This window comes from uncultured Candidatus Puniceispirillum sp., assembly GCF_963979125.1.
GTDB lineage: Bacteria > Pseudomonadota > Alphaproteobacteria > Puniceispirillales > Puniceispirillaceae > Puniceispirillum.
Genome location: NZ_CAXBVX010000060.1, coordinates 1 through 12788, shown reverse-complemented (window position 1 = coordinate 12788; position 12788 = coordinate 1). Strand labels below are relative to the sequence as shown.

Here is a 12788-nt window from a genome sequence, read left to right as displayed (position 1 = left end):
TGCCAAATCCGGCAAATGAAGCGACAAGGCCGCCCGCAATAATTTTCCTTAGTTCCATGTTCTTCTCCCTAGATAAGGTTACACTCTTCTAGTGGTAGCATATCTGGATAGGATGTAAAACGTTTGTTATATTTCTAATATATATGTTACAATTGTAACAATTTAGACTTGCGGTATATCTCAGCCTTGCATAGGATCATCACATGGGACTACATGACGATCTAAAACAACAACATGCTGGCTTGAGCCGTACCCTTCAAAAAGCAAGCGCGGTAATTATTCGGGGGCTTGCTGATATTCCGTTCCAAAGCATCCGCGATCTTGCTACCCTGACCGATGTATCGCCACTGTCGATCATTCGCCTGACACGCAAATGGGGCTTTTCGGGCTATCCCGCGTTTCAGACCGCCGTTCGCGCAGATTTATATCCGACAGCCACGAAATCATCAGCCGCCGATGATAACGTCAATAGCGATACGCCCAAAACGCATCGGAGTGCCAAGACACAAGCACAAATTTACAAAGTCGCCGCACGTATCCACACATCACGCAGGGTACATATTGCTGGCTTTCGCAGTGCGCAAGCATTTGCAAGCTATATGAGTTATATGGGGCGGATGGTGTTTGACAATTTTCATTTGATGACCGAGTCGGGTCTGGCTTCGGCTCAGGATCTGGCACAAATGTCGCCTGCCGATACATTGATTACCTTTTCGACAACCCCCTATTCAAGCGAAACGGTTCGTCTTGTGCAGGCGGCGCGGTCACTGAACATCCCAACGGTTGCGATTACCGATGATATATTATCGCCCTATGGCGATTATGCCGATCTGGTGATTGATGTGCCAATTTCAAAAACCAAACGGCTTTTTGAAATGGCGCCGATGATTTCTACCATTGAAGATATACTGGAAACCAGCTTTGACATGCTTGGTGATGATGCCGATGCGCGGATTGCCTATTTTGGTTCACGCATAACCGCAATCAAGGGCTATTGGTAGGCCTATTGGATATTATCCTGATGATATAGCTACTTGTCATTCCAGACAGCATGGCGCTTTTCCAGAAAGGCATTAACGCCTTCTTCGGCATCCCGCTTGAGCATGTTATCAACCATGACACCAGCGGCATAATCATAGGCGTCTGACAACGTCATTTCTGCCTGCTCATAAAAGGCGCGCTTGCCAGTTTCCAACGTCATGCTTGATTTGCCAGCAATTTTTGTTGCAACTGCCATCACGGCTTCGGTCAATTTATCTTCGGCAACCGCCGCATTTAACAGACCGATTTCGGCAGCGCGGGCGGCACTATGCATTTCGCCCGTCAGCAACATTTCCATAGCAAATTTTGGGGCAACATTCCGCGACAAGGCCACCATTGGTGTCGAACAGAACAGGCCGATATTGACACCGGGGGTGCTAAATTTTGCATCGGCGGCAGCATAGGCCAGATCACAACTAGCAACAAGCTGGCATCCGGCAGCGGTCGCGATACCCCGCACTTCGGCAATCACCGGCTTTGGATGACGCACGATCGTCTGCATCATCGTCGAGCATTGCGTCATAATAGAGGCAAAATAAGCTTTACCGCCATCAGCGGCCGCCCGCCCAGCAGTCAGCTCTTTCAGATCATGTCCAGCGCAAAAGGCAGGACCATTCGATGCCAGCACAATCACGCGTATTGACGGATTTACTGCCGCCGCATCCAGCGTGGACTGAATAGTAGCCAGCATTTTTTCAGACAAAGCATTACGGCGCGCCGAATCATTCAGTGTAAGACGTAGCACTCCTGTATCGGACAGTTCGGATAACAGAATTTCATCCTTGCCAGCATCTATCATGTCATTGCCCCCTATTTGGTGACGCCATGCATAATAGCGCACAACATTCAAACATCATATCCAAGCCCTAGGATGACGCCAGTTGTTTTTTTGGATCGTAAAACGGTTTCGGCACAACCGTAACGGGCAAACGGCCAACTGATGTTTCAGCAAAAGCGCGGGTGCCGTTATCAGCATACGCACTATCCAGCATCGCCAGAGCTATATTCTGATCCAATCGAGGTGAATAGATAGCCGAGGTAACCTTGCCGATCACCTGCCCATCGCTTTCAACTGGCCAAAAGGTTGTATTTGAGGCCGCAAAAGGCGCACCATCAATGATCAGACCTACCTGCTTGCGGGTAACGCCTTGCTGGCGAATTGTTGTTAATGCCGTCTTGCCAATAAAATCTGCGTCCATATCCAAATCAATCAAACGATCAAGACCCAGTTCAAATGGATTGGTATCGATGTCCATATCGGCATGATAGGACAACATGCCACCCTCGATCCGGCGAATTGACGATGTATGACCTGGCTTCAGACCAAACGGCGCGCCAGCCTGCATGATCGCTTCCCATAGCTGGTCGCCTTTTGAGCCATCACGCAGATAAATTTCATAGCCAAGTTCGCTTGACCATCCGGTTCGCGATACCACCAGCGGAATGCCCTCAAATTCAAGCTCGGTCAGCCAGTAATAGCGTAAATCAGCAACCGCATCACCAAACAAAGCATGGGCAATTTCGCCAGACTTTGGCCCCTGCAACTGAAGCGGGGACACATCTGGCTCGGTGATCGTCACATCCATGTTGGCATTGACCGCAACGCCCTGTGCCCAGAACAGAATGTCGCTATCAGCCAGTGAAAACCAGAAATGATTTTCGCCAAGTCGTAACATCACCGGATCATTCAGGACGCCACCTTTATCATTGGTCAGGATCACATATTTGCATTGGCCAACAGCGCATTTAGATATATCACGCGGGCTCAACAATTGGACAAAGCGCGCCGCATCCGGCCCGGTGATTTCAACCTGGCGTTCAACCGCAACATCACAAAGGATCGCGTCATTGACCAGGTTCCAGAAATTCTGCACCGGATCGCCAAAATCACGCGGTATATACATATGGTTATAAACCGAAAAGCCCGCCGCGCCCCACCGCATTGTTGCATCAAAATAAGGTGATTTGCGGATCTGGGTACCAAATCCTACTGCGTCAGTATTTTGGGTATTTTTCGCCATGGCTTGCCGTCCTTGTCACAGTCTACATAAAGGTCACAATAAATTCATCATACCGTTTTTAAAGATGGTATGCCTTTTGATGTGATATACGCCACCATCAGGTATAAATAGCTTACGGGCGTCCTATTTCATTTCAAAATGTAGGGTGATAACAGTTATTCACACCCACCGCCAATCCGTTTATTCATCTGCTTACGTGACGGCATATTTGAGATGCGCATATCGGTAAAAGCCAAGTGTTGAAGTTCATTCAGATCAAAGCCTGACATAAAATGATTGTTTTTGATCAAGCTATTGGTAATGATCAGTTGTATGGAACCAAAATCTAAAAACAACCGTTTCGAAGATATTGCCCGTCACGCTGGTGTTGGCACCGCAACGGTTGACCGCGTTTTGAATGAACGCGGCGGCGTCAGCCTCAAAACCATGAAAAAAGTATTAGATAGTGCACGAACGCTGGGAACACGGCGTGTTTTGCCCGAAATTGATCAACGGACTTTGCGCATTGAGGCGGTCTTGGCACGTAAACATTCTGCTTATTATGATCGGCTGGCCAAAGCCTTTCAGATGGCAACCAGCTTTGCGAACATTCCGGTTACTGTCTATCGCACACATATTGAGGATGATGCACCCGACAAGCTGGCGGCGCATCTGCGCGATATCGCTGGTTATCGAGATGGTATAATTATATATGGCAACAACCATCCCGATATTGCCACGCAAATTGACGCATTGGCAGGCATTGTACCTGTCTTGACCATCAGCACCGATATTCTGCACAGCAACCGGCATTCGCATGTTGGTATCAATGACATTGGCGCTGGCCAGTCAGCAGCAAAACTTTGCGAAGCCATTTGTCGCGGCGGTGGACAAGTATTGGTCATCGCACCTGAAAAACACGCCCAGTCATTGCAAGACCGGTTTGGCGGATTTACTGAATTTTTCAATGCTATGGATAAACAGAATCAATTGGTCATCATCAAGCGTGAACCGATACTTGATCACACCTTATCGAAAATACGTAATACAGTGCTGCAAAATACAAATATCAGAGCGCTTTATTCGACAACCAATGACGATATGCTGGAAATGCTGATCAAAAGCACGCAGGGCGAAAAACAGCGCTTTGATTTTGTTAAAATCGTCCATGATCTTGATAGTCAAACAATCACACATCTACGATCAGGGTTGATCGACATCGTGATTGATTCGAACCCCGCACGTCAGGTTCTGCGCGCTATTGAAATCATATCGGCGCATCATGGCATGGCGTCCGAAAGCATTAATGAGCTGGTTGATTTCCAGATTTTCACCTCGGACAACATTCCCGAAACCTATTTTTAAAGCATCATCCGGCTTTAGCGAAACGAAAGCCGATAGATGATCGCGGATTACAAAGCATCATCCGGCTATAGCGAAACGAAAGCCGATAGATGATCGCGGATTACAAAGCATCATTCCGACCACGACATGTAACCCAAAAAACGGAAGGAACCAATAAATCTGACCTCATGATGATTTTTCATCATTTTTTGACTGTTCTATTCGGCTTAGTTATTGCTTTGCTGATCGCAACGGAGAGTTAACGATATGAGCAATAATAACACCAAGCTTGCTGCGCTGGCAGACATGCTTGCTGATAAATGGCCAGACCCATCATCGCCCATAAAGTTAGAGCCTCACCAATTTCCGGAAAACCGCATTGAGGCCTATTATGTACAGGACCGCATGTTCGACGCGCTTGGTGAAAATCTGGTAGGGTGGAAAGTTGGTGCCACCAGCGCCCGTATGCGTGCATTGGACGGGCATGATGATGTCATTCCCGGGCGAATTATAGCTTCGACCTGTTATGTCGGCACACATATGAAGTTGCCCATTTCCCGTTTTCCAAAAGCGCGCGCCGAAACCGAATTTGCCTTTCGCCTGACCGAAACGCCCACCTTGCGGGGTACACCTTGGCGTGCCGAAGAAATGGCCGAGATCATGACAATGCACCCTGCAATTGAAATTATCGGCAACCGTTATCAGGTCGAAGGTGCCAGCAAAGCACAAAATTCACTTCTAACGATTGCTGATAATGGTGGTGGCATGGGGTTTGTATTTGGCGACCCAATTCATGACTGGCGCGATCTGGACTTTCAAAACCACATTATCACCTTGCGCGTTGATGATAGGGCACCAGCAGAAAATTTTCTTGGCGATATGCGCTGTGTGCCAGCACAAGCCGCCGCTGATCTGGTCAATCATCTGGCAAACCGCCATATTTGCATGAATGCGGGCGACTTTCTGTCAACTGGCGCAGCAACCGTACCCCAGCCTTTTGCGGCTGGTAGCAACGTTCACGCTGATTTTGGCACGCTTGGCGTGATCGAGTTGGCCTTTTAGAAAGTGAATGGCATGGCAGATAACATAAAAGCAGATATTCTGGTTTTGAATGGTCCTAATCTGAACATGCTGGGTACGCGTGAACCACATATCTATGGCAATATGACAATGGGGGAAATTGAAACTGCCAGCCGTGAAAAAGCAGATAGTCTTGGACTGACGCTAGACTGGTTTCAGTCAAATAGCGAAGGTGCATTAATCACCCAACTACAGCAAGCCAGCCATAGTACACGTGCCATCGTTATAAATGCCGCCGCCTATACGCATACGTCCTATGCCATTCGTGATGCCTTGGCACTATTTGATGGCCCCAAGGTCGAAGTGCATCTATCAAAGAATTTTAAGCGTGAAGCCTTTCGCCAGATCAGCACGATCTCGCCTGTGTGTGATGGCGCCATTGTGGGCTTTGGCTTCAATTCGTACCTACTTGGCATTCAGGCGGTCGGTGGTTTGCTTAATCCGGTATCTAGGGGGTAGTCAGATGGTCAAAACACAAACAAAAGTAATGGTAATGGGTGCTGGCGGCATGGGCGCGCTATTTGGCATGATTCTGGATGAAGGCGGCATGGATGTAACGCTGGTCGATCATGACGAAGCACATGTGGCGGCAATTCAGAAACAGGGGCTTAAAATTTCCGGACTGGGCGGTGAACGTACCCGCGTTATGCGTGCTGTCACCTCGCCCAAAAACATCGATGATATAGATATTGTATTGGTGCAATGCAAAGGCACATCAACCCGAACTGCCGCCGAAAACATGAAACATCTGGCAAAGCAGAACACAGTATTCATCAGTTTCCAGAATGGGCTGGGAAATGAGGATATTCTGGGCGAGATTTTGGGAACAGACAACGTGCTTGGCGGTCTGACATCAATGGCTGGCGCGCGTCTAGGTGCTGGCCATATTCAGGATTTTGACCGCGTACCAACCTATATTGGCGAAATGCAGGGCGGCATTTCCCCACGTGTTGATGCCATTGCCACGGCCTTTACCGCCGCCGGACTGGAAACTAAGCCAAGCGCAGATATAAATGCTGATATTTGGAAAAAGCTGATCGGCAATCTGACCATGAGCGCGGTATCTGGTATTACCAATCTGACCAGTACCGAGATACTCAATATAGAGGCCTTACATGATCTATGTTACCGCGGCCTTGACGAAGCGATCAGCATCGCCCAATCACAGCACGTAAATCTGGATAAGAATGAGGTTATCGCGGGGCTGAAAATGATGACCCAACCAGGCGGAACTGGCGACAACAAATCATCTTTATGTCTGGATATACTTGCTCAAAGGCAAAGTGAGCTTGAATTTATTTATGGCCGGCCATTGGCACTAGCCAAAAAGGCCAATCTGAATGTACCAACACTGCATACTTTATATGGCCTCGTTAAGGGCATCGAAACACATTACGTGAAAGGATAGGCTATGACGCAATCTGATAGCGGACAATCTAACAATAAAACAACACTGACAGGCAAGAGAGCCATCATCACTGGCGGGTCACGTGGCATCGGTTTGGCAATCGCCAAAAAGCTTGCCCTCAGCGGTGCCGACATTATGATTCTGGGGTCAAATGCCAAAAATCTGGCACAGGCCAAGGACAATATCGCTGGCACAGTGGCGACGCACGCCGCCGATCTGCGAACATTAGAAGGATGTGAAAGTGCCTTTGCGGCCTATCAATCACATTATGATACATGTGATATTTTTGTGCATAGCGCAGGCGCGACCAAAGGGGGTGTTTTCCCCGCGCAATCTGATGACGATTTCATCGATGGTTTTGCGCTTAAATTTCATGCTGGTGTGCGTATGTCACGGTTATTTTGGCCGATGCTGAAAGCGGCGCATGGTACCGCGATCATGATTATTGGCGGGGCATCAAGAACGCCCGATGCCGGCTTTATGGTTGGCGGTGCGGTCAATGCGGCATTGGCCAACTATACCAAGGCGTTGGCTGGACAAGGCAATATGGACGATGTCAATGTCAACTGGATCAATCCAGGTCAAACCGAAACTGAACGCTTGCAGAAGCTACTGGAAACACGCGCCCGCGATGAAGGCAAAGCTGTCGATGATGTGCGCGCCGAACGGATGCAAGCCGAGGGTATCCGCCGTCTTGGTCAACCTGATGATGTTGCCAGTCTGGTGCATTATCTTTGTCAGGACGAAGCCCGCCATATTCAAGGCACTGGCATAAGTGTCGATGGTGGGGCAACAAAGGGATATTTCTAATGCATTTTATGCTGGATGACCAACAACGACTTCTTGTGCGTACCATTCGCGATTTTGTGAAACGTGAATTGATGCCACTTGAAGAGACAGTTGAGTCACAAGGCTATCTGGCCGATGATATTGCTGCCGAGATACAGCAGAAGTCACGTGATCTAGGTCTCTATGCTGTCAATATTCCAACCAAATATGGTGGTGGCGGTTTGTCGGTTTTGGACTGGATGCTGGCCGAAGAACAATATGGCTATACCAGTGACATTTTGATCCGGCGGGCCTTTGGCAATGTGTATGAAATCTTGCTTGAAGGGAACGCTGAACAGATTGAGACCTATCTTTTGCCAACTGTTCAGGGTTTGCGCACCTGTTCAGTCGCCTTTACCGAACCAGCCGCCGGATCAGATGCCGCCAGCATCAAGACACGAGCTGTGCGTGATGGCGATGATTGGATTTTAAACGGTGCCAAGCATTTCATTTCGGATGGGCTTTATTCGGACTTTTTTGTGGTCACGGCGGTGACTGACCCTGAGGCTGGATATAACGGTATTTCCACCTTTATCGTCGAGAAAGGCATGTCCGGTTTCACTATTGGCCGCGATCAACCGATGATGGGATTACGTGGCACCTCGCATGTCGAAATGAGCTTTGACGATGTGCGGTTATCGAACACGCATCTACTTGGTCTCGAAGGCAAGGGATTGAAAATGGCATTGGCAACATTGGGGCGGGTCAGGCTGGCACAGGTAGCCGCGCGTGCAACTGGCAAAGCAACGCATGTCATGGACAAGATGCTGGAACATGCCCAAGACCGTAAACAATTTGGCGCCCAGATCGGCACATTCCAGATGATTCAGCAAATGCTGGCAGATTCGGCAATGGACATTAACGCAACACGGCTGGCTTTATGGCAAACAGCAAGCCGGATCGATCAGGGTGAAGATCCACGTGCCAGCATTTCAATGCTGAAAGTCCAGGCTGCCGAAATGCTGGGGCATGTGGTGGATCGTGCTGTACAGATTTTTGGCGGCATGGGCTATTGCCGCGACCTGCCCATTGAACGCTATTACCGTGATGCCCGCATTTACCGGATTTATGACGGCGCATCAGAAATTCATCGTGTGGTCATGGCAAAAAGCCTGATGAAAGGCGACACATCCTTATACAATATCGAATAGGTAATACGGAATGTGGATAATGATCGTTAACAACGGAACTGAATAATGGGTGATAATAAATTCATTTCGGCAGACCAGGCCGCAGACCTAATCCCGGACAATGCCACAATCGGCTTGATTGGCGGAGGGGGCGGACTGGTTGAGGCGACAAGTCTGCACGCGGCAGTCGAAAAACGCTTTTTGAATAACGGCCATCCAAATGGACTGACCTGTATTCATGCGCTTGGTATTGGTGATCGTGACAGCCGCGGGATGAACCGCTTTGCTCATAAAGGCATGACCCGCCGCGTGATTGGCGGCCATTGGGTTTGGTCACCACGCATGCAGGAGATGGCGCGTCATAACGAAATCGAAGCCTATGTCCTGCCTGGCGGCGTGATGATGCAATTAATGCGCGAAGTGGCCGCCGGACGCCCGGGATTGATTACACATGTCGGCCTTGGCACCTTTGTTGACCCCCGCCTTGAGGGGGGGCATATGAATAATGCCGCACAGGATGATCTGGTCGAGGTCATGTCAATCGATGGTAAAGATTATCTGCGCTATCTGCCGATACCCGTTGATGTGGCATTACTTCGGGGATCCGTTGCTGATGAAGATGGCAATATCTCGCTGGAAGAAGAACCCGCAAACCTAGACATCTATGCGATGGCAGCAGCAGCGCATAATAGCGGTGGCAAGGTCATCTTTCAGGTCAAACGCAAAGTGGCACGTGGCAGCTTGCCCGCGCGTGAAGTACGCATCCCATCGGCATTGGTTGATGCGGTGGTAATTGATGCCGAACAAAGACAGGGCTATGAATTGATCTATGACGCGGCTGTATCAGGCCAGAAAACAAACCCTGATGTTCCGCGTGACATGCCGGCCTTTTCGGCGCGCATGGTGATTGCACGTCGGGCACGTACTGAACTGCATGATGGCGCGGTGGTTAATTACGGGTTTGGTATTCCCGACCAAGTGGCCAAAATTGTTACTGCCGAACATGCTGAAGGGCGCTATTACCAGACTATCGAACATGGCACCTATGGTGGCACCTTGCTGGATGGCGACCTGTTTGGTTATGCGCTGAACCCCAGCTCCATGATTGATGGTCCATCACAATTTGATTTCTATTCGGGGGGCGGACTCGACATTGCCTTTCTTGGCTTTGGCGAAATTGATGCACAAGGTAATGTCAATGTTTCCAAGCTGGCAGGTAATACGGTGGGGCCAGGTGGCTTTATTGACATCGCGCAAAATGCAGCAAAAGTCGTATTCTGCGGCACCTTTGATACTGGCGGCACAAAGCTGGCCGTTGGCGATGGCACATTGTCAGTTATCAGCGCTGGCAAAATTGGCAAATTCAAACAGAATGTTGACCAGATTACCTTTTCGGGATCACAGGCGCTAAGTCAGAAACAGGATATTTTATATGTGACTGAGCGTGCCGTGTTCCAACTAACCAGGTCAGGCGTCTGTTTGATTGAGATTGCACCCGGCATTGATCTGCAAAACGATATTCTGGACAAAATGTCATTCACCCCGCTTATCGCCGATACTTTAAAGATCATGGATACATCATTTTTTATGGAGACTTTATAATGTCCCCCGTCAAAATTGGTCTCGTCGGTGCTGGCGTCATTGGCAAGCGCCATATTGATGCGCTTGACCATACACCGCAAGGTGAACTGGTTGCTATTGCCGACCCGTCGCCAGCGGCAGCAGATTATGCGGCCTCATGCGGCGTGCCTATCTATGCAAGTGCTGGTGAAATGGCCGCAAAAAGTGGTGCCGAAGCGATTATCATTGCCACGCCAACCGAACGGCATCTTGACGATGCGATGGCTTGTATGCAGGCAGGCGTGCATCTGCTAATCGAAAAGCCCATTACCGCCACAGTGGCAGAAGCTGACCAGATCATCGCCTATTCAACCCAGCATAATCTGCATGTTCTGGTGGGGCATCAACGGCGTTACTATCCTTGCGCTCATAAAGCCAAACAGATGATTGCCGATGGTGTATTAGGCCAGCTTATTGGCATGACTGGCCAGTGGAACGCCAAAAAGAACGCGCCTTATTATGAACCAGACTGGCGCAAGGATGCCAAGGCCGGTCCTGTACTGACGAATCTGATCCATGAGATGGATCTATTGCGCTACATTTGTGGTGATATCGTTTCTGTATCTGCCGAAGTCACCAACCATAACCAGAATTTCGACAAGGAAGATGCCGTTGCCATCAGCCTGCGGTTTGCCAATCAGGCGGTGGGCACCTTTTTGCTGTCTGACCGGACACCGTCACCCTGGACATGGGAATTTGGCATTGGCGAAAGCGACCGTTTTCCAAAAAGCGGCCAGAACAGCATGCGGTTTCTGGGCGCAGATGCGGCGCTGGAATTTCCTAATCTGGTTTTGTGGCGGCATGATGCATCACCAGGTGATTGGGGCGACGTGATCAGCGATACGCCAATTGCCACTGAGTTCATCGACGCCTATCGGGCGCAATGCACGCATCTATGTGCGGTTGTGCGCGGCGAAGAAGAGCCACGAATTACCGCCGACGACGCTACAAAATCACTTATGGCAACATTGGCCGTCATGGAGTCGGCAACCAGTGGTACGCGGATTAATTTGCCGCAATAGCTATAGATGAATGGGTAAAGATCATTAGACAGGAGAGATAGAGATGGATGATTTCTATGTTAAAATTGGTGATGAATCGCGTTTCAGTAAAACGGTGTCAGAAAGCGATGTTTATATGTTTGCAGGCATTACCGGAGACTTCTCACCAAACCATGTCAATAAATCCTATATGGAAAAATCTTCCTATGGAAGATTGATGGCACATGGCGCCTTGATGGTTGGTTTTATGTCAACGGTCTCAACAATGATTATTGCGCATTGCCGTGATGCTGATGAAACGCCCGTGTCTGTCGGCTATGACAAGATACGCTTTCTAAAGCCAGTTTTTCTGGGCGATACGGTTTCGCTGGTTTATCGTATAACGTCAATTGATACGACACGGCGTCGGTCAGTTGGCGATATCGAAATCACCAATCAGGATGACGCGTTAGTCGCCGTTGGCAATCATATTTTGCAGTGGGTACCAAATAGTTAGGTTAAACGCCAGGGAGTGAACAGATGCAACGACCGCTTGATCTGACCGGACAAACATTCATCGTGACAGGTGCAGCGCGCGGAATCGGGCTGGCCATTAGCGATTATTTTCACAATCTTGGCGCACGTGTTTGCGGTTGGGATCTTGATGATACTGGCATGAAAGACAATTCGATATTCGCCGATTATCAGATTGTTGATGTCAGTGATGAAACCAGTGTCGCCGATGCCTTTGCCGCCACCATAGCAGAAATGGGTGATGTTGACGGGATCGTCGCCAATGCCGGCATTAATGGCCCAACCAAACCATTATGGGACTATTCGCTGGAAGAATGGCAACAGGTTATCGATATCGACCTGACCGGCGTGTTTTTGTCGGTACAACCGGTTCTCAGGCATCTGCGAACAAAAGGCAAAGGCCGGATCATCGTGATGTCATCGGTCGCGGGCAAGGAAGGCAATCCGGGCGCGGTCCCTTACGGCGCAGCAAAAGCCGGACTTGTTGGTTATGTCAAAGGGCTGGCACGTGAAGTATTACCATCGGAAATCACAGTAAACTGCATCGCGCCAGTCATTACCGAAACCGATTTGTTAACCGGCATGTCGCAAGACTATATCAGTGATAAGAAAAGCCGGATTCCAATGGGCCGTTTTTGCACACCACAGGAAGTCGCCGCCATGGCGGCATGGATTGCCTCACCACAATGCAGTTTCACCACCGGCCAGATTTTTGATGTGACTGGCGGGCGGGCAACATGGTAACGCCATATGGTAACGCCATGCGCACACTAACAAAGGCCGATATTTGCATTCATCAGGTCTGCTTGCTCGAGCAATGCGA

13 protein-coding genes are annotated in these 12788 nt (G+C 49.3%); 11 read left to right on the top strand and 2 right to left on the bottom strand.

What is annotated here, in order from left to right:
• The first annotated feature begins 203 nt into the window (after positions 1–203).
• Positions 204–1001: a MurR/RpiR family transcriptional regulator gene (locus ABNT28_RS07175; protein WP_332925311.1), complete on the top strand. Its 798-nt coding sequence runs from the start codon at positions 204–206 to the stop codon at positions 999–1001.
• A 29-nt stretch (positions 1002–1030) separates the two neighbouring features.
• On the opposite strand, the gene ABNT28_RS07170 is transcribed toward ABNT28_RS07175, so the two are convergent.
• Together ABNT28_RS07170 and ABNT28_RS07165 are read right to left on the bottom strand one after the other, a co-directional pair.
• A complete protein-coding gene (locus ABNT28_RS07170) occupies positions 1031–1840 on the bottom strand; it encodes an enoyl-CoA hydratase (RefSeq protein ID WP_332925310.1) in 810 nt (269 codons plus the stop codon).
• Between the two features lie 67 nt (positions 1841–1907).
• Complete coding sequence (locus ABNT28_RS07165; protein ID WP_332925309.1) at positions 1908–3062, bottom strand: glycine cleavage T C-terminal barrel domain-containing protein; 1155 nt, start codon at positions 3060–3062, stop codon at positions 1908–1910.
• 312 nt (positions 3063–3374) lie between these two features.
• Here ABNT28_RS07165 and ABNT28_RS07160 point away from each other — a divergent pair, with 312 nt between their 5' ends.
• From ABNT28_RS07160 to ABNT28_RS07115, 10 genes are all read left to right on the top strand, one after another.
• Complete coding sequence (locus ABNT28_RS07160; RefSeq protein WP_332925308.1) at positions 3375–4406, top strand: LacI family DNA-binding transcriptional regulator; 1032 nt, start codon at positions 3375–3377, stop codon at positions 4404–4406.
• Positions 4407–4652: 246 nt separating this feature from the next.
• Positions 4653–5447 (top strand): hydratase, encoded by a 795-nt coding sequence (locus ABNT28_RS07155; RefSeq protein WP_332925307.1) that lies wholly within the window; start codon positions 4653–4655, stop codon positions 5445–5447.
• A gap of 12 nt (positions 5448–5459) precedes the next feature.
• Positions 5460–5924: a type II 3-dehydroquinate dehydratase gene (gene aroQ / locus ABNT28_RS07150; protein ID WP_332925306.1), complete on the top strand. Its 465-nt coding sequence runs from the start codon at positions 5460–5462 to the stop codon at positions 5922–5924.
• Between the two features lie 4 nt (positions 5925–5928).
• Complete coding sequence (locus tag ABNT28_RS07145) at positions 5929–6873, top strand: ketopantoate reductase family protein (RefSeq protein ID WP_348721284.1); 945 nt, start codon at positions 5929–5931, stop codon at positions 6871–6873.
• A gap of 3 nt (positions 6874–6876) precedes the next feature.
• Complete coding sequence (locus tag ABNT28_RS07140; protein ID WP_348721283.1) at positions 6877–7683, top strand: SDR family oxidoreductase; 807 nt, start codon at positions 6877–6879, stop codon at positions 7681–7683.
• A complete protein-coding gene (locus ABNT28_RS07135; protein ID WP_348721281.1) occupies positions 7683–8852 on the top strand; it encodes an acyl-CoA dehydrogenase family protein in 1170 nt (389 codons plus the stop codon). Before ABNT28_RS07140 ends, ABNT28_RS07135 begins: the two co-directional genes overlap by 1 nt.
• A 45-nt stretch (positions 8853–8897) precedes the next feature.
• On the top strand, positions 8898–10433 hold the full coding sequence (locus ABNT28_RS07130; protein ID WP_332925302.1) for a CoA-transferase: 1536 nt from the start codon (positions 8898–8900) through the stop codon (positions 10431–10433).
• Positions 10433–11473, top strand: a complete 1041-nt coding sequence (locus tag ABNT28_RS07125) for a Gfo/Idh/MocA family oxidoreductase (RefSeq protein ID WP_348721280.1) — start codon at positions 10433–10435, stop codon at positions 11471–11473. Before ABNT28_RS07130 ends, ABNT28_RS07125 begins: the two co-directional genes overlap by 1 nt.
• A 43-nt stretch (positions 11474–11516) precedes the next feature.
• Entirely contained in the window at positions 11517–11948 is a 432-nt protein-coding gene (locus tag ABNT28_RS07120) for a MaoC/PaaZ C-terminal domain-containing protein (protein WP_332925300.1), read from the top strand.
• Positions 11949–11971: 23 nt separating this feature from the next.
• The gene (locus ABNT28_RS07115) at positions 11972–12709 is read left to right on the top strand and encodes an SDR family NAD(P)-dependent oxidoreductase (RefSeq protein ID WP_332925299.1); all 738 of its coding nucleotides are present in this window, start codon (positions 11972–11974) and stop codon (positions 12707–12709) included.
• The last annotated feature ends 79 nt before the right edge of the window (positions 12710–12788 follow it).

What these genes read in the sequence shown, in the direction of transcription:
- ABNT28_RS07175 (WP_332925311.1), top strand. Translation starts at nt 204, where the DNA reads ATGGGACTACATGACGATCTAAAACAACAACATGCTGGCTTGAGCCGT.
- ABNT28_RS07170 (WP_332925310.1), bottom strand. Translation starts at nt 1,840, where the DNA reads ATGATAGATGCTGGCAAGGATGAAATTCTGTTATCCGAACTGTCCGAT.
- ABNT28_RS07165 (WP_332925309.1), bottom strand. Translation starts at nt 3,062, where the DNA reads ATGGCGAAAAATACCCAAAATACTGACGCAGTAGGATTTGGTACCCAG.
- ABNT28_RS07160 (WP_332925308.1), top strand. Translation starts at nt 3,375, where the DNA reads ATGGAACCAAAATCTAAAAACAACCGTTTCGAAGATATTGCCCGTCAC.
- ABNT28_RS07155 (WP_332925307.1), top strand. Translation starts at nt 4,653, where the DNA reads ATGAGCAATAATAACACCAAGCTTGCTGCGCTGGCAGACATGCTTGCT.
- aroQ (WP_332925306.1), top strand. Translation starts at nt 5,460, where the DNA reads ATGGCAGATAACATAAAAGCAGATATTCTGGTTTTGAATGGTCCTAAT.
- ABNT28_RS07145 (WP_348721284.1), top strand. Translation starts at nt 5,929, where the DNA reads ATGGTCAAAACACAAACAAAAGTAATGGTAATGGGTGCTGGCGGCATG.
- ABNT28_RS07140 (WP_348721283.1), top strand. Translation starts at nt 6,877, where the DNA reads ATGACGCAATCTGATAGCGGACAATCTAACAATAAAACAACACTGACA.
- ABNT28_RS07135 (WP_348721281.1), top strand. Translation starts at nt 7,683, where the DNA reads ATGCATTTTATGCTGGATGACCAACAACGACTTCTTGTGCGTACCATT.
- ABNT28_RS07130 (WP_332925302.1), top strand. Translation starts at nt 8,898, where the DNA reads ATGGGTGATAATAAATTCATTTCGGCAGACCAGGCCGCAGACCTAATC.
- ABNT28_RS07125 (WP_348721280.1), top strand. Translation starts at nt 10,433, where the DNA reads ATGTCCCCCGTCAAAATTGGTCTCGTCGGTGCTGGCGTCATTGGCAAG.
- ABNT28_RS07120 (WP_332925300.1), top strand. Translation starts at nt 11,517, where the DNA reads ATGGATGATTTCTATGTTAAAATTGGTGATGAATCGCGTTTCAGTAAA.
- ABNT28_RS07115 (WP_332925299.1), top strand. Translation starts at nt 11,972, where the DNA reads ATGCAACGACCGCTTGATCTGACCGGACAAACATTCATCGTGACAGGT.